The 16,359-nt window shown below is 68.5% G+C and carries 11 protein-coding genes and 1 other RNA gene; 6 read left to right on the forward strand and 6 right to left on the reverse strand.

Annotated features, from left to right (window positions below; genetic code table 11):
- Positions 1–171 precede the first annotated feature (171 nt).
- The 5 genes from ffs (at position 172) to rpoN (ending at position 5,037) form a co-directional block, all read left to right on the forward strand.
- Positions 172–269, forward strand: an RNA gene (ffs, locus tag G6O54_RS09670) — signal recognition particle sRNA small type.
- A gap of 76 nt (positions 270–345) precedes the next feature.
- Positions 346–2,313, forward strand: a complete 1,968-nt coding sequence (dnaX, locus tag G6O54_RS09675) for a DNA polymerase III subunit gamma/tau (protein WP_165223928.1) — start codon at positions 346–348, stop codon at positions 2,311–2,313.
- Positions 2,314–2,360: 47 nt separating this feature from the next.
- A complete protein-coding gene (locus G6O54_RS09680; protein ID WP_165223931.1) occupies positions 2,361–2,735 on the forward strand; it encodes a YbaB/EbfC family nucleoid-associated protein in 375 nt (124 codons plus the stop codon).
- 1 nt (position 2,736) lies between these two features.
- Positions 2,737–3,378, forward strand: coding sequence for a recombination mediator RecR (gene recR, locus G6O54_RS09685; protein ID WP_165223934.1), 642 nt, complete (start codon positions 2,737–2,739; stop codon positions 3,376–3,378).
- Between the two features lie 228 nt (positions 3,379–3,606).
- Positions 3,607–5,037: an RNA polymerase factor sigma-54 gene (gene rpoN / locus G6O54_RS09690; protein WP_256368975.1), complete on the forward strand. Its 1,431-nt coding sequence runs from the start codon at positions 3,607–3,609 to the stop codon at positions 5,035–5,037.
- 253 nt (positions 5,038–5,290) lie between these two features.
- Here the strand turns inward: rpoN and G6O54_RS09695 are convergent, their stop codons facing one another.
- From G6O54_RS09695 to G6O54_RS09720, 6 genes are all read right to left on the reverse strand, one after another.
- Complete coding sequence (locus tag G6O54_RS09695) at positions 5,291–5,761, reverse strand: helix-turn-helix domain-containing protein (RefSeq protein WP_165223940.1); 471 nt, start codon at positions 5,759–5,761, stop codon at positions 5,291–5,293.
- Between the two features lie 333 nt (positions 5,762–6,094).
- A complete protein-coding gene (locus G6O54_RS09700) occupies positions 6,095–7,102 on the reverse strand; it encodes a polyprenyl synthetase family protein (RefSeq protein ID WP_165223943.1) in 1,008 nt (335 codons plus the stop codon).
- Positions 7,103–7,107: 5 nt separating this feature from the next.
- Positions 7,108–7,581: a cyclic pyranopterin monophosphate synthase MoaC gene (gene moaC, locus G6O54_RS09705; protein ID WP_165223946.1), complete on the reverse strand. Its 474-nt coding sequence runs from the start codon at positions 7,579–7,581 to the stop codon at positions 7,108–7,110.
- A 111-nt stretch (positions 7,582–7,692) separates the two neighbouring features.
- Positions 7,693–9,336 carry a glycosyltransferase family 39 protein gene (locus tag G6O54_RS09710; RefSeq protein ID WP_165223949.1) on the reverse strand — a complete coding sequence of 548 codons (1,644 nt, stop codon included), beginning with the start codon at positions 9,334–9,336 and terminating at the stop codon, positions 7,693–7,695.
- Positions 9,337–9,589: 253 nt separating this feature from the next.
- Entirely contained in the window at positions 9,590–10,165 is a 576-nt protein-coding gene (locus G6O54_RS09715) for a helix-turn-helix domain-containing protein (protein WP_165223952.1), read from the reverse strand.
- Positions 10,166–10,837: 672 nt separating this feature from the next.
- Positions 10,838–12,940 carry a flagellar basal body P-ring protein FlgI gene (locus G6O54_RS09720; protein ID WP_165223956.1) on the reverse strand — a complete coding sequence of 701 codons (2,103 nt, stop codon included), beginning with the start codon at positions 12,938–12,940 and terminating at the stop codon, positions 10,838–10,840.
- Between the two features lie 1,056 nt (positions 12,941–13,996).
- On the opposite strand from G6O54_RS09720, the gene G6O54_RS09725 reads away from it, so the two are divergent.
- Complete coding sequence (locus tag G6O54_RS09725; RefSeq protein ID WP_165223960.1) at positions 13,997–16,162, forward strand: alpha-galactosidase; 2,166 nt, start codon at positions 13,997–13,999, stop codon at positions 16,160–16,162.
- The last annotated feature ends 197 nt before the right edge of the window (positions 16,163–16,359 follow it).

Here is a 16,359-nt window from a genome sequence, read left to right on the forward strand (position 1 = left end):
CACCGGGCCGGGGCCGTTTGCAATGCCGGGAGACCGGTCAGGCTCACGCGGACTTTCGGGAGGTGATCGACGTTCCGGCTCGGGCCGACTTGCCCTTGCAACGCCCGGCGGGATGTCCGAAAATCGTCCCTTCGCCGGTTGCTGCGCGTCGCGCGGGGTTCCGGGTGAGCCGGGGGGGACCCGGGCAATGGGGGTTTGTGAACCTGGTCAGGGCGGGAACGCAGCAGCCATAAGCAACACCTTCATGTGCCCGGGAGAACCTCCCCGGCTCTCCCGGCGCCCCGCGGATGCGGCGACCGGGCCTCTCCCCTCGAGTCGAGACCCTCGGCACGCGGAGCGCGCCTCGTGACCCCAGGAACCGGGTCGAAACGACGATCGGCCGACGATAAGGCCGCCGCGGAAGAAGCCCCGAGCCCCGCCGCGGGGGATGGCCCGGACGCGCCCGCGGCCGTCCCCGCCTCTTCGCCGGAAGGGGGCGAAGGGTACACGGTCGTCGCCCGCCGATACCGGCCGCAGCGGCTGGAGGACGTCGTCGGCCAGGACCATGTCGTCCAGGCCCTCCGGAATGCGATCAGGCTCAAGCGTCTGGCGCAGGCGTACCTTTTCTGCGGCACCCGGGGCGTCGGCAAGACGTCGATGGCCCGGATCTTCGCCAAGTGCCTGAACTGCGTGAAGGGGCCGACCGAAGAGCCCTGCCAGGTCTGCGACATCTGCCGGGCCATCGCCGCCGGCCAGGACGTGGACGTCATCGAGATCGACGGGGCCAGCAACAACGGCGTCGAGCAGGTCCGCGAACTCCGCCAGAACGCCTCGCTGCGGCCCAGCCGGGCCCGGTTCAAGATCTACTACATCGACGAGGTCCACATGCTCTCCACCGGGGCCTTCAACGCCCTGCTGAAGACGCTCGAGGAGCCCCCGTCGCACGTCAAGTTCTTCTTCGCCACGACCGAGGCCAACAAGATCCCGATCACGGTCCTCTCGCGGTGCCAGCGGTACGACTTCGCGGGGATCACGCCCGACGCCATCGTCAACAGCCTCAAGGACATCTGCCGCCGCGAGAGGATGGACGCGGAGCCGGAAGCCCTCCAGGTCGTCGCCCGCCGCGCGGGGGGCTCGATGCGGGACGCCCAGTCGCTGCTCGAGCAGCTCCTGGCCTCCGGGAGCCCGAAGCTGACGGTGGAGGTGGTGCATCGGCTCCTCGGGACGCCCAGCGACGAACGGCTCCTGGGCGTGCTCGAGGCGCTCGCCGACCGCGACTCCGCGAAGGCCCTGTCGCTCCTGGACGAGGCGGCCTCGCAGGGCGTGGAGCCGGTGGACCTGCTCTCCGGTGTCCTCGACTTCCTCCGCGACGCCCTGGTCCTCTCCGTCGGGGCCGGATCGATCCTGCTGGCCGTCACCCCGCGGCAGAAGCCCAGGCTCCAGGCCATCGTCGAGCGCTGGACCACCGACGCCATCCTCGCCGCCCTCCAGATCCTGGCCGAGGCCCGTGCCCGGATGAGGGGCACGCCGTATGGCCGACTGCTCGTGGAAATGGCCATGGTCCGGGTGGCCCGATTGGAGAACCTGTCCGACCTGGGCGATCTGGTGCAAAGGCTCGCGGATCTCGAGTCGGGGACACCGGTCTCGCATAGAACTCCGGCATCGAGCGAAAAAAAAAAGCAGGTCGGCCTGACGCCACCCCCGGAGCCGGCTCCCGCGGTCGCCCCCCAGGCTGAGATCGCTTCCTTGAAGCCGAGTGAGCCGCCCTCTGCCCCCCCGGCTCGGGTCGAGAGGGGGACCGCGGTGGATCTTCCGTCGGTGGCGCCGGCTCCTGGACCGTCGCCGGCTCCCCGGCGCCCCGTCGAGCCGGGGGGGACGGCCGGCCCGCGGGCTCCGGCGAAGGGCTCGGCCCCTCCCCTGGATGTGGAATCGATCCGCAAGTCCTGGGAAGAGCTGGTCAAGAAGGTGGGCCCGATCCTCGGGCTCAAGCTCGTCTCCGCCGAGCCGATCGCGGTGGAGGGCTCGGACGTGCTGGTCATTGGTGCCAAGGCGGGCTACAATTCGCAGGCGGATGCCTGCGGGACCCCGGAGGCGATCGCCAAGATCGAGCAGGCCCTTCAGCGGATGTTCCATCGGCCGATCTCCGTCCGCTACCACCAGACGGCAGTCGCCGAATCCCCGGGCGTCCGGGGCACATCCTCCGAGTCCCGGCGGCAGGAGGTCCTGGCGGGCGACCCGATCGTCCAGCGGATGGTCGAGCTTTTCGAGGCCCGGCCGCTCCACCTGGAATACGAGGAGGAGCCCCAGCCGGGGGCGAATCCGGACCCGGATTAGGTCCATTCTTGAGCCAGTCTCCTCGTGGCAAGATAAGGTAGGATAACGTGTTCGGACAACTCGGCAATCTCGCGGAGCTGATGAAGAACGCCGGCAAGATCCGGGAGTCCATGGCCCGGGCGACGGAGTCGCTCGGCCAGATCCAGGTCGAGGGCACGTCCGGCGGTGGCGTGGTCAGCGCCCGGGTGAACGGCCGGCTCGAGGTCGTCTCGATCCGGATCGACCCCAAGCTCCTGGCCGATGGCGACGCCGAGCTCCTGGAAGACCTCGTGACGGCGGCCGTCAACGCCGGGCTGGTGAAGGCCCGGGAGACGGCCGCCCAGTCGTTCGCCTCGATCGCCGGCGGCATCCCGGGCTTCCCGCCCGCCGGCCTGATCCCCGGCATGGGCGGCTCCGATCCGGGCGACGCCGGGAGGTCCTGACATGCCCCGCGGCGAAAGTCGTACCGGCAGCAACGGTTCCGGCGGCTTCTCGGTCGCCGTCGATCGCCTGACGGCCGCCCTGGGACGCCTGCCGGGCATCGGCGCCAAGTCCGCGGAGCGGCTGGCCCACCACCTGCTCAAGTGCCCCGTCGACGAGGCCGTCGAGCTCGCCGAGGCGATCCGCGCGGCCAAGGAGCAGATCCAGCACTGCCAGGTCTGCTTCCACCTCACCGAGGCCGAGCAGCCGACCTGCACCATCTGCCGCGATCCCCGCCGGGACGCCGGCATCGTCTGCGTCGTCGAGCAGTCGCGGGACCTCCTCTCCCTGGAGAAGGCCGGCACCTACCAGGGCGTCTACCACGTCCTGCTCGGCCGCCTCGCCCCGCTCCAGGGCATGGGCCCGGACCAACTGACCGTTGACGCCCTCGAGCATCGCGTCCGCGCCGGGAACGTCCGCGAGCTGATCATGGCCACCAATCCGAACCTCGAAGGGGACGGTACGGCCCTCTACATCGCCAAGCGATTGCAGGACCAGCCGGTCCTCATCACCCGCCTGGCTCGCGGCGTGGCGTCCGGGAGCACCCTGGAATTCGCCAGCAGCCACATGCTGGCCGACGCGTTGGATGGCCGACAGCCTTTCTGAAAGTCTTTCAAACAAAGACTTTGCGGCGCCGGATGCGGACTGACGCCGGCCCCCGGGGGGCGATTCTCGAGCCCGAGCGGCAGAGCCCCCTTGCGTGATGATCCGGGATGGCATAGAATTTGCTAACCTATCCGGCGGGTGGCGGCCCTGGCGGCCCGCTATCCTCGACGTCATTCCGCGACGCGATGGGGCAGAGGACTGACCATGCGCCTTGATACATCGCAGCAGATGCGAACCGAGATGCGCCTTCGAATGGCGCCTCGGATGATCCAGTCGATGGAGATCCTCCAGCTCCCGATCATGGCCTTGCAGGAGAAGATCGAGCAGGAGCTCAGCGAGAACCCGATGCTCGTCGACCTGCGGGAGAGCAGCCCGACGGGGGATGCCGAGGGCGAGGAAGGTGGCCCGCCGGCCGTCGCCGAGCCCGAAGCCGAGGGCGAGCCGAGCGAGTTCGACAGCCTGATCAACCTGGATGAGAACTGGAGCGAGCTCTACGACGAGGGCCCGCGGCGGAGCCGGGCGTCCCTCAGCGAGGAGGGGGACCGCAAGCAGGACGCGATGCAGAACATGGCCTCGCGGCCCCGGTCCTTCCACGACAGCCTGACCGAGCAGCTCTGCTTCGACGATTGCGACCCGATCGTCCGCCAGCTCGCCGAGTTCATCATCTACAACCTGGACGACAACGGCTATCTCAAGCTCGACCTCCACGACGTGGTCCGCGACTTCGGGGGCGAGGCCACCGAGGAGCAGGCCGAGGAGGCGCTCCGGATGGTCCAGAAGCTGGACCCCCCGGGCGTCGGCGCGCGGGACCTGCGCGAATGCCTGCTCCTCCAGCTCACCCCGGAGACGCCCAGTCACGACATCCTCCGGACCCTGATCTCCAACCACCTGGACGACCTCCAGCACAACCGGCTGCCGGCCATCGAGAAGAAGACCGGCTTCTCGATCGCCACCATCAAGGAAGCCCTCGAGCATCTCCGCCGGCTCAATCCCAAGCCGGGCGCGTCCTTCGCGATCGACACCGGCAACAAGTACGTCGTCCCCGACCTCATCGTGGAGGCCGACGAGCTGGGCAATTACGAGGTCCGGCTGGTGGACGACCACATGCCGAACCTGTCGATCTCGCGGTACTACCAGAAGCAGCTCCGGAACAAGTCCACGGACCCGGCCGCGCGGGAGTTCATCCAGAAGCGGATCCAGTCGGCCCGCTGGCTCATCGAATCGATCGAGCAGCGCCGCAATACCCTGCTCAAGGTGGCCCGGGCCATCATCGAGCACCAGAAGGTCTTCCTCGACAAGGGGCCGGAGTTCATCGAGCCCCTCAAGATGCAGCAGATCGCCGACCGGGTGGGCGTGCACGTCACCACCGTGAGCCGCGCGGTCGATGACAAGTGGGTCCAGACCCCGCGCGGCATCTTCCCCCTGAAGCGGTTCTTCGGCGGCGGGACGACCACCGCCGGCGGCGAGGAGATCGCCTGGGACACCATCAAGCAGAAGCTGCTGGACATCATCGCCAAGGAAGACAAGTCGAACCCGCTCTCCGACGAGGAGATCGTCGACGAGATGCGCCGCCAGGACCTGGTCGTCGCCCGCCGGACCGTCACCAAGTACCGCCAGGCCCTGAACATCCTCTCCAGCCGCCAGCGCAGACAATTCTAAAGGCGGACCAACCACAGAGGCACGAAGACACAGAGAAGAGGAAAATAGGGACGGCAAGGCAAGAGATAAGCCTTCTCGAATAGGCCATGGAAGCTGGGCGGCTTATTGCGTCCGAGGGAAGGGGTCGTGTCGGACCTTTCTCGTCAGCGAGATTCCTCGCACTGCAGTCTCTCTATCTCCAAATTCTCTCCCTCTCTCCTCTCGTCATCCCCGTCTTCTCTGCGTCTCCGTGCCTCTGTGGTTAGTTCACCTCTCAGGCTGAGACGGTGCTGGCGCGCGGGCTGACGTGGGGGGCGGGGATGGCCTGCGAGGGCGAAGGCTTGGCCTCCGTGACGGTCGAATCCTTGTCGATCTCGATGACCGGCTTGGCGGCGCCGACCAGTCGGCTCATGGCGACCTCGTAGCCGAGGAATCGGACGTTCTCGAGGATCGTCAGGATCTCGGGGGAGCCGAGCTTCTGGATCAGGTTGAGGGCCTTGCGCTCGTCGGGGGAGACCGAGTCGGCCGGCCCGGGAGGTTCGGCATCGACGGTGTCGTCGGCCAGGTAGTCGAGCGAGACTTCCAGGGCCTGGGCCAGCCGGAGGGCGTTGTCCAGGCCGGGCCGCGACTTCCCCTGCAGGATCCGGGAGATCTCCGAATCGCTGACCTGGGAGAGTCTCGCGAGCTTCTGCCCGTTGAGCCCCCTGGTGTTCATCAAGTTCTTGAGCTTCTGCTTGAGTTCCATGGCAGAACTATAGGACTTCTCCCCGATGCGGGGGCAACTCTCGGGTGTTTTTTCCGATTCCATCATCGGGGATCACAGATGCGGGATCGGCCGTGTTGCGAATGGACAAAAGTATGTCGGGATGGCGTGGGGCAATGTGGCGTGGTGCCCAGGGAAAAGCGGACGTTCTGGGGGACGAGATCCAATCCCGCGGCTGGGAGGGCCGCGACCTGCGGCGTTCCCCGACGACGCGTTTCCCGGGCCGTGGGCCATCATAACGCGAATCGATCCGGATGCAATTCAAAAGGCCGTGCGACGGCCGGATTTGCCGAACCGGGAGGGCGGGGCGGGATTTCAGGAGGACCGGCGGACGCTCAGCTCGGCGAGCACGCGGAGCGACGCGGCGGCCTCGGAATCGGGCAGGCCGTCGAGCGCGGCGATCGCGTCGCGGACGTGGCCGCGGGCGCGCTGCCAGGCGTAGTCGAGCGAGCCGGCCTCCTCGAGCAGCGGGACGAGTTCCTCGCGGCACTCGGGCCGGGCGCGTTCCAGCAGGCGGCGGGCGGCGGCGGCCTTGGCGGCCGGCGCGTTGGCCAGCAGGTGGATGACCGGCAGGGTGAGCTTCTGCTTCTCCAGGTCGGTCCCCAGGCTCTTGCCGGTGGCCCGCTCGTCGCCCCAGATGTCGAGCACGTCGTCGGCGATCTGGAAGGCGATCCCGAGGTTGCGTCCGTAGCGGTCGAACGCCTCCGCCGTCGCGGCGTCGGCGCCGGCGTAATGGGCGCCCAGGCGGCACGAGACCGCGGTCAACTCCGCCGTCTTGCCGTCGATGATGGCGAAGTAGCCCGCCTCGTCCAGGTCGAGGTTGCCCCGATGGTGGACCTGCTGCATCTCCCCCTCGCAGACCCTGTTCGTCGCCCGGCCGATCAAGCGGCATGCCAGCGTGGTCTCGAGCGAGGCCGCGAGGTGGAAGGCATGGGTGAACATGTAGTCGCCCAGGAGGACCGCGGTCTCGTTGCCCCACTCGGCGTTCACCGTGGCGGCATGGCGGCGGACCATCGACTCGTCGAGGATGTCGTCGTGCACGAGGGTCGCCGTGTGGATCATCTCGACGACCGCCGCCAGCACGGGGTGGGCCTCGGTGATGGCGCCGCAGGCCCGGCCCGAGAGGAGCAGGAGCGCCGGGCGGAGCCGCTTGCCCCGGTAGTCGCCGCAATGGTCGACGAGCTGTTGCACGAACGGGAAGCGGCTCTCGAGCTCGCGGCGGAAGACCCGCTCCGCCTCGGCCAGCTCGTCGCGGATCGTCGCGAACAGGTCCGTCAGGGCGCGCCGGGTGGGGTCCATCTCGAGCACGGGTCGCCTCGTCATCCTCGTCACCGCCTCACGTAGTGGCCGCTCCGGCCGCCTGCCTTCTCCTCCAGGCGGATGGGGCCGATCTCCATCTCCCGGTCCACCGCCTTGCACATGTCGTAGATCGTGAGCGCGGCGACGCTCACGGCCGTCAGGGCTTCCATCTCCACGCCGGTCCGCCCGACCAGCCGCGCAATCGCCTCGATCGCCACCCGGTCCGGAGGGGCCGCCGCCAGCCGCACCTCGACCGCGTCCAGGCCCAGCGGATGGCAGAGCGGGATCAGCTCCCCCGTCCGCTTGGCCGCCATGATCCCCGCCAGCCTCGCGACCTCCAGGACGTCCCCCTTCGCCAGCCGCCGATCCGAGACCAGGGCGAGCGTCGCCGGCGCCATCCGCACCCAGCCGCTGGCCCTCGCCATCCGCGAGGTCGCCTCCTTGCCGGAGACGTCCACCATCCGGGCGGCCCCGGCGTCGTCAAAGTGCGTCAGCTCGGCCATGCATGGATACCCAATCTCCGTTCAATTCATTCTGAAAGTATTCTACGAACTGTCCATGTCCCGGCTAGTGGACTTGTTGAGAAATTCGAAACAACCGATCGAGACACGAAGCTAGGGAGCTCGGGCCGCGGGCGGCGGGAAGTGCCAGAGGGCGGCCAGCCAGACCCCCTGGCGGGCCCGTTCGAGGACGAGACGGCCGCCTCCCGACGCGAGCCGGGCGGCCAGCTCCGGCTTCCAGTAGGCGCGGCGGCGAGAGACGGCGACCCATTCGGCCCGGGTGGCGGCCTCCTCGTCCGCGAGGATGATCTTGCGTCTCAGCAGGGCGGCGGTGGTGGTGGCGATCCCCTGTGAGGGATAGAGGGTCGGGGCGATGGCCGCCTCGGCCCCCGGGCTCGCCTCCGCCGCCAGGCGGTCCAGCAGCACCCGGTCGACGGCGTCTCCCCAGTAGGTCAGCTCCAGGCCGAGCGCCTCGGCCCCGCGCAGGCCGCCGACCAGGAGATTGTAGTAGCTCAGCCCGAACGGGTGGACGCTCAGGGTCCCCGCCCCCTGGGCCAGCAAGAAAGCGACGGCCCCCGCCCGGAGGAGCCGGCTCCGGCCGGCGATCGGGCGGGACGTGGCCACCCTCCCCGCCCGTTCCCAGACATCCCCGAAGCCCAGCCCGATCAGCATCGCCCACGCCGGGAAGACGTGGAGGAAGAGCCGCTCGCCGTCGTAGACCGGCACGCGGGTGCTGAAGAGCACCAGGAACAGGCCGATGCTGGTGGCCAGCAGGAGCGGGAACGGGTCCGCCTTGCGTCCTTTCCAGCCCCGGGCCAGACCCAGGACGCCCAGGAGCTGCAGCCCCACCGGGACCGTGACCGCGAAGTAGACCCAGGGATAATGCCAGGGGACGTCGCGGTCGGCCGTGACCCGGCCGAAGTACTCGACCATGATCGGCGTGCGGGCGACGGACGTCCACCAGTAGCCTCGCCAGCGGGCGATCGTGTCGTACCAGAGCCAGGGCCAGCCCGCCACGAACCCGACCACCCCCGCGATGGTCCAGGCGGCGATGGCCCCCGGCGCCCGCCGCCGGAGCCGGCAGGCCGCCCAGCCCGCCATCAGGGGCCAGAGGAGCCAGGCGTGGATCTTCGTCAAGAGCGCGAGCGACCAGACCAGGCCCGCGCCGGCCGATCGCCCGAGCCCTCCCTTTTCCATGGCCCTCGCGCCGGCGAGGAGCGCGAGCGTCCAGAAGAGGGCGAGGAACGTGTCCAGGGCTCCGAGGTGGGCGTGGGCGAAGGCGCGGGGCATCATCGCCAGCGAGCCCCCCGCGGCATAGGCGGCGGCGAGCCCCCAGCGGCGCCCGGCCTCGGCCGCGATCGCCGCCACCAGGAGCGCGAACGCCAGCGCCGGCGCCAGCCGGCCGGAGAGGACGTAGATCCCGGTGGGGTCGACGCCGCGGGTCAGGACCTCCACCGGCTCGCCCACGGTCGAGGCGATCCCGAGCAGCCAGCGTCCCAGCGGCGGGTGTTCCGCGTTGTCGCGGAAGACGCGCGTCACCACGTCGGCGGAGAAGAACCGCGGCCCCTCGGCGCGGAGCGTCGCCACGTAGGTGCGCCCCGGCCGGACGTCGAGCGGCTCGTCGATCGTCAGCCCCGGCCCGCCGAGGGTCAGGAGGACGGCCGCGCCGGCCGCGATCCCCAGCAGCAGGCCCGGCCGCGCGAACGGGCGCCGGGCCGGACGGGCCCGCCTGCGTGTCTCGGTCGTCTCGTCGCTCATCGCCTCGGCTCCCCGCTCCGTCGCGCCGGATGCCTCGCCGGGATGTTCGGAGTGAACAGGGCAAGAGGAATCGTCCGCGCCCCCGGGTCATCGTAAGCTCGGCGCGTCGGGGGGAAAAGCCGACGAGCCCGGGATCTCCGCCCGGCCGGGAACCGGTGGGAGATCTCGAGCTCGTCGGCCCGGATCTCAGATCCGGGGTGGGCGTGGGTTCCTCGGGGAGAACGCCCGGTCGCGTCGGGTCGGCCCGGATGGCTCAGGGCTCCTCGGCCTTCTTCTGGGAGATCAGCCTGCGGACGCGCTCGGCGAGCAGGGCGCCGTCGAAGGGCTTCTTGAAGGCGTCGTTGAAGCCCAGCGCGAAGACCTCCTCGCCGGGCTCGTCGCTGGTGAGCGCCAGGAGGATCGTCTTCTGGTGGTCGGCGCTCTTCCGCAGGTTCTGAGCGATCTGCCCGGCCTCGATGCGGCCGAGGGCCATGTCGATGATGATGCAATCGGGGTGGAAGCTCTCGGCACGGATGCCGGCTTCGAAGCCCGACGCGGCGGTCTCGATCCGGAAGTCATCGCTCTCGCGAAGGTGCTCCCGGAGCACGGCCTGGAGCGGAGCGTCCGCGCCGACCGCGAGGATTTTATTGTAGACCTCGGCCTCGAGATCGCCCAAGGGCATGTTGTGCTCCTTGAGGAACCGCAGGAGGTGTTCCCGCGGAATCCGGCGATCCTGTGAGCCGGGGATTCGATAGCCACGCAAGCGGCCCGAGTCGAACCACTTGGAAACGGTCCGGGGCGCGACCTTGCAGATCTTCGCGACCTGGCCGGTTGTAAACACCTTCTTCATCTCGAGGACTCCACTCGCCCTGTTGGGTGCGAGACTGCGGAGGTTTCCTCCTCCCTCCGCCTGAGAACCTTGCCGGCTCGTCGCCGGGCGCGGGCCGCCCATGCCCTACGTCGGGCCCGGACCCGGGCGCCCCCTCGCGGGGGCCGGTCCGGCCGTCGTCGGCCGTGATCGTCTCCGAGACCGTGCAGGGACGCGCCGGCCCCTCTCCCGTCCTCTACCATGCCCCAGGACCGACCGTCCTCCGCCGCGAATGCCCCGGGCCCATCCGAGCCCGGCCCACCGCGACGCAAAGGCCGCCTGCCTCAGCACGTTCCGAGACGGATCGGGACCCGACTCCCTCCGATAGAGGACGAAAAGCCTCCCCGCACGGAGTGCGGAGAGCGGCTCGGTCCTGGGCCACCCAAGGGCTGTGGCTTTCGCCTCCCTGCCGTAGCGGACCTGACCGTCACGACTAATATTCGAACCGCGCGGCGTGGGACTTTAGGAGGGATCCGGAGTAGTTGTTCCAAAGGAGGCAATCATGGGGCTTGGCCGGATTGTGAAATCCTCGTAAAGAGGCGGGCTGATGCCTTCGGCGGGGTGGAGAAACGAGGCCGGATTTTTCGGGCGGGGGGCGGGCCGGGGCCGTCGGGATCGCGGGTCCCGACGGCCTCGCGGGCCGGATGGCGAGGATCAGGGCTCGTCGGAGGATCGCCTTCGGAAGAGGTTGAACAGCCGAGGCCGGGACGAATCCGACCCCTCGTCGGCCTTGGCCTCGGCCCCGGTCTTCTGCACGCCCGGGTCCTTCTTGGCGGTCGGCGAGGGGTCAGCCGCCCCCCCCTTGCCCCCCTCGGCGCCGGCCTCGCGGGCGGCGGTCGTGGTCTCGGTCGCCTTCTCCCCGGGATCGGCGGCCGTCGGGGCCTTGTCTTTGCCCTTGTCCTTGTCCCGGGCGGCGGTGGCCGACTCCTTGGCCGTGGCGGCGGAGTCGTCGTCGTCGCCCCGGCGGAAGTTGAAGAAGCGGCGGATCCGCGAGGGCGGGGCCTTGGCGGCCGCCTGCTTGACCTGGGTGTCCTTCTTGGTCGAGTCCTTGCCCAGGATCGCCGCCTCGAAGTAGGCCGGGCTGGCGACCGGGACCGCGTCGATCACGAGCGGCCCGGGCAGGTTCTTCTGGCGGTGGGCCGCCTCGAGGATCGACACCACCTCCGGGTAGCTGGCCCCGAGGTTGCTGACCCGGCGGATCACCTCGCCGACGTCCAGCGAGGTCCGATATTTGAAGTCGCCGTCGCCGGTCCGGCTCGGGACGATCTTCGAGATCTCGACCTCGGTGTTCTTGTCGGCGGCGTTCAGGAGGATCGCTCCGGTCCCCAGCACGATCGGCGGCAGGAGCTGCTGGCTCCGGCCGAAGATGACGATCTCGGACCGTCGCGACCGCGAGACGTGGATGATCGGCGGCCCCTCGGACTCCACCATGTAGAGGGCGAACGGATCCTCGGCCCGCGGGCGCTGGGTGGCAGAGGCCAGGGCGATGGCCATCGAGTCGGCGCCCTCGGCCTCCTCCTCATCCCGCTTGGGCTGCTCGATGATCCCCACGCGGCCCAGGGCCGGGTCGTTCGGGTCCAGGGTCCGGAGGGCGTTGAAGGCCCCGTAGCGGACCTCGAAGTCGGCCTCGTCCATCAGCTTGCGGAGCCTCACGTGGGAGGCGGTCTGGTCCATGGCCGCCAGGGCGGCGAGTGCGTAGGCGCGGAACTGCGGCATCTTGGCCGCGGTGTCGCCCAGGGCCTCGACGCCCGTCGGATCATCCAGGTAGGCGAGCGCCTCGCCGGCGAAGAAGCGGACCTGGGCGTTCTCGTTCTGGAGGGCCTGGCGGAGCGGCTCGGCCGCCGAGGGGCCGAGGCCCTCCAGCTTCATGGCCGCCACGCCGCTGGTCTTCGGGTCCAGCAACTCCTTCCCCCAGGAGGCCATCCGCTTCTCGCGGAGCTCCGGGGTATCCACCATGGGGAGGAGCTGGACGACCCGGAAGAACCGGAGCTGGTTCTGGTGGTAAATGGAGGGGACCTTGAGGGTCAGATGGCCGTCGGTCTTGCCGGTGGCGGCCCCCTTCTGGGTGCCGGACTCGCTCTGGTGGAACCGGCCGTTGATCACGGTCTCGAGCATCTTCGCCGTGCGGAAGCTCCGGCGGTTCTCCATGATGACCAGGGTGAAGGGGGTTTCCTTCTTGATCTTGCCGCCGCCGAGCACCCGGCCGACCTTGGGGTTGGTCGAGTCCTTGTCGTTGCCGATCATCACCGGCCCCTGCGCCAGGGCGAGATCCTGGCTGGCCCGGGGGCTGCCGCCGGCGACCATGACCTCCCGGAGCCGGGTCATCATGAGGTAGCCGCCGGCCAGGCTCTTGGTCCCGCACGCGGGAGGGACTTCCAGCTCGACGTCGAACCGGTCCTCCGGCGTGGCGCCGGTGCGGATGGTCATCCGGACGATGACCATCGAGAACTGCGGATTGGCGAGGATCCGGTTGGGGTGCTCGACGTTGGCCTTGCCCATCTCCTCGACGAGCTGGGTCCGCCACCACGACGGCGGCGGGTCCGCGCCGGTGTTCTCGAGCCCCGCCACGAGCCCGACGCCTTCAACCTTGGTCTCGCCGGCCTGAGGAACGAAGGCGAGATCGCCGACGGTCTCGTCGACCTTCGGTGGCGGGGGCTCCTTCTTCTTGGACGCGGCGTCCGCCTGGACCTGAGCCAGGGCCAGCAAGATGGCCAGAGCCTGGAGCGCCCGGGTCCCCCCGGGGATGAATCGCCGCATCGGGCAGCCTCCTTGCACCGCTTCGGGGAGAACCCCCGGACCCGCCCCGAGAACCAGGGGCGAGCCAACCGACCGAAACCGCCCCCCCACGTCCCTGTGGAACGGGCGCCCGCGGCTCGCGATGAGCCACGACGGGCGGACCCTATCGGATGTTCCCCGACCGGTCAAGAGACTTTCTCCCCGGAACTTCTCAGATCGCCCACGTCGGCTCCGCGCCTTCGAACCACGACCCGTCCGCCACGTCGGCACAACCGAGACGGACGGTCCCCCCCATTCCCGGGAAGGAACCCCCGGCTCGATTGGGTTCGATCGCGCGCCGGGTGTTTGGTCGACTTTGGCCTTAATGCTGTGACCACAATGTGTTGCGATTATCCGAGGGTTGGCTTTGCCCGCGGGTTTCCGTCTTCTTCGGCTGGGATGAGACCTCCTGGGTTGCGAATTCGAGGCCGGTTGGGGGCTGCTATTCTTGCGGTATCCCGAATTGGCAAAGAGCGGGCGCGGACTATCCCCCTATAGGATAATGCGCCATGATTCGCCATTTTCGCTCGCCCCGTCGCGAGATTTCTTGCATTTCGGAGAGTCTGCAAACGACGTTGTACTCGAATCGTACGGCGTCGCCAGACTCTGCGATCAATCCCGGGTGTGCAACTGCTCCTCGATTCGAGCCTTGTCTTGAAGGGTCTTCATGTCAATGAGATAGACGAGGACGTCCGATGTCCCCAGTGCCAGCGTCCGGCCATCGTCGCTGATGGCGAGGGAATGGAGATTCAGGAGGCGATCGCGAACGTCGTCATGCAAGCGGAACGAGGCGTCAAGGAACGCCAGGGCGAATAGGCGACCGTTCGTGGGCTGACGAAAGGAAGGGAAGGCGAATTTATCCGCGGATGAACACGGATGGGGAAATGGGTCAGGGCCTGGAGGGGAGCCGGTCTTCGGGGCCAAGCATGGCGAACATCATGGAGAGAGCAGCAGTGAAGGATGGACAGCGGTTCGGGGCTCTGCTCTGAATGTCAGTCTTCCTTGATACCGAAAACTCCCACCCCAGACCGACCCGCCATGAGACAGACCTTCGTTCCGTTCTTGTTGCTGGTGCTTGTTGGGAAGCCCGTGGTCGCCGGTCCGCCGGACTGGCTCGTCGATCCTTCGCCGTTTCGGGCGACGGTCCGCGAAGAACCGGCGCGGCATGAGCTGGTCCTGGAGAACGGCCTGGCACGGCGGGTAATTCGCCTGGTGCCGGCGACAGCGACGGTGTCGCTCAAGGATCTGACGACGGGCGAGGAGCTGCTTCGGGCGGTCGGGCCGGAGGCGAGGGTCGAGTTCGACGGCAAGCCATGCGCGATTGGCGGCCTTGTCGGCCAGCCGGTGGCGAACTATCTCAAGGACGAATGGCTGGCGACGATGAAGGCCGACCCCTCGGCCTATCGGTTCGTCGCGTGGAAGGAAGGGCCGATCGAGGCCCGGTTCGGCTGGAAGAAGCATCCCGAGTGGCTCTCTCGCGACCTCCCCTGGCCGCCGCCGGGGCGGCACGTCCGCATGACGTATGCACCGCCGCGGCCGGGGTTGCCGGAGGTCGACGTCCATTATGAGATCTACGACGGCCTGCCGCTCTTCTCGAAGTGGCTCGTCGTCCGCAACACGACGGATACGGCCGTTCGCGTGACCGGATTCTCGGCCGAGGAGATCCGGCTCGCCGAGAATGAATCCGCCGTGGACGACACGCCCGACCAGGAGCGGCCGAATCTCTGGGTGGAGACCGACTACGCGTTCCTGGCGATGAATGGCAGCCATGCCGCCCGTCAGTCTGTCTCCCTCGATCCTGATCCCGATTACCCGACCCAGGTGAACTACAACCGGACCACACGATGCCTGCTCCGCGTGGCGCCGCCGCTCGGCCCGGACCAGGTGATTGCACCGAAGGGGACGTTCGAGTCGTTCCGGGCCTTCGAGCTCCTTCCGGGATCGACCGACCGTGAGCGTCGGGGCCTGGCCCTCCGCCGGATGTATCGGACCATCGCGCCGTGGTCGTCCGAAAATCCCCTGATGTTCCACGTCCGGAGCGCGAAGCCGGAGGACCTGCGCCGGGCCATCGATCAGGCCGCCGACGTCGGCTTCGAGCTGCTCATCATGACGTTCGGCAGCGGCTTCGACTTCGAGAGCCGCGATCCGGCCTACCGGGCGAGGTACGCGGCGATCGTGGCCGAGGCGAAGGCCCGGGGCCTGGCGCTGGGCGGGTACTCGCTGCTGGCCTCTCGGGCCGCCGCGACACCCGCCGACAACACCCAGGGCGTCCCGGCACGCTACGGCGTGATGCCCTGCCTGGGGGCTCGCTGGGGGATCGACTACCTGGCCCAGCTTCGCTCCTTCATCCACGAAGCCGGCCTCGGCGTGCTCGAGCACGACGGCTCCTACCCGGGCGACCGCTGCAACGCGACGAATCATCCGGGGCACTCGGGCCTGGCCGATTCCCAGTGGGCCCAGTGGGCCGCGATTGCGGACTTCTACAAGTGGTGTCGGTCGGAGGGGGTCTTCCTGAACGTGCCCGACTGGTACTTCCTGACCGGCTCGAACAAGACGGGCATGGGCTATCGCGAGACGAACTGGTCGTTGCCGAGGGCCGAGCAGGAGATCATCGAGCGTCAGAACGTGTACGACGGCACGTGGACCAAGTCGCCGTCCATGGGCTGGATGTTCGTCCCCCTCACCGAGTACCAGGGCGGCGGCGCGGCGGCCACCATCGAGCCGCTGGACGCCAACCGCGACCACTACGAGGCTCGCCTGGCCAATCTGCTGGGTGCGGGAGTCCAGGCGTGCTACCGCGGGCCGCGGCTGTATGACACCGAGGCTACGCGAGCCGTCGTCAAACGCTGGGTGGATTTCTACAAGGCCCACCGGCGGAACCTCGACGGCGACCTGATCCACCTCCGCCGCGCCGACGGCCGCGACTGGGACGGCTGGCTGCACGTCGATCCGCAAGGCCCGGAAAAGGCGCTCGCGTTCCTCTACAATCCGCTCGCTCGGCCGATCGAGCGTGAGATTCGATTCCCGCTCCATTACGCCGGCCTGTCCACCCCGGCGGAGGCCTCGATCGACGGCGGCCCCCCGATGAAAGTCACCCTCGATGCCGCCGAAAACACCACCCTCAAGCTGACAATCCCGGCCCGCGGCCGGACATGGATCCTATTTCAGCCACAGATGAAGACGGGGGGAATGATCCACGGATGAATACAGATAAGGAATCAAGTACGGATTGGCTGGCCCCGAAAGGCGTTCGCCTGGCTCGCTTCCCTGGGAGTCTCTGGACTCATTGCCCGGCCAAGAATTCCCAACTCTCCTTCATCTCCATTCTTCCATTTCTGTTATTTGGATCTTTATTTGTGAATATGTGGAGAAGTGATTTCTTCGTCTTCATCGGTGGCCTG

The organism is Aquisphaera insulae, from assembly GCF_011064615.1.
GTDB lineage: Bacteria > Planctomycetota > Planctomycetia > Isosphaerales > Isosphaeraceae > Aquisphaera > Aquisphaera insulae.

Coding starts and splice junctions, on each gene's coding strand:
- recR (WP_165223934.1), top strand. CDS start 2,737: ATGCCCCGCGGCGAAAGTCGTACCGGCAGCAACGGTTCCGGCGGCTTC.
- rpoN (WP_256368975.1), top strand. CDS start 3,607: ATGCGAACCGAGATGCGCCTTCGAATGGCGCCTCGGATGATCCAGTCG.
- G6O54_RS09695 (WP_165223940.1), bottom strand. CDS start 5,761: ATGGAACTCAAGCAGAAGCTCAAGAACTTGATGAACACCAGGGGGCTC.
- G6O54_RS09700 (WP_165223943.1), bottom strand. CDS start 7,102: ATGACGAGGCGACCCGTGCTCGAGATGGACCCCACCCGGCGCGCCCTG.
- moaC (WP_165223946.1), bottom strand. CDS start 7,581: ATGGCCGAGCTGACGCACTTTGACGACGCCGGGGCCGCCCGGATGGTG.
- G6O54_RS09710 (WP_165223949.1), bottom strand. CDS start 9,336: ATGAGCGACGAGACGACCGAGACACGCAGGCGGGCCCGTCCGGCCCGG.
- G6O54_RS09715 (WP_165223952.1), bottom strand. CDS start 10,165: ATGAAGAAGGTGTTTACAACCGGCCAGGTCGCGAAGATCTGCAAGGTC.
- G6O54_RS09720 (WP_165223956.1), bottom strand. CDS start 12,940: ATGCGGCGATTCATCCCCGGGGGGACCCGGGCGCTCCAGGCTCTGGCC.
- G6O54_RS09725 (WP_165223960.1), top strand. CDS start 13,997: ATGAGACAGACCTTCGTTCCGTTCTTGTTGCTGGTGCTTGTTGGGAAG.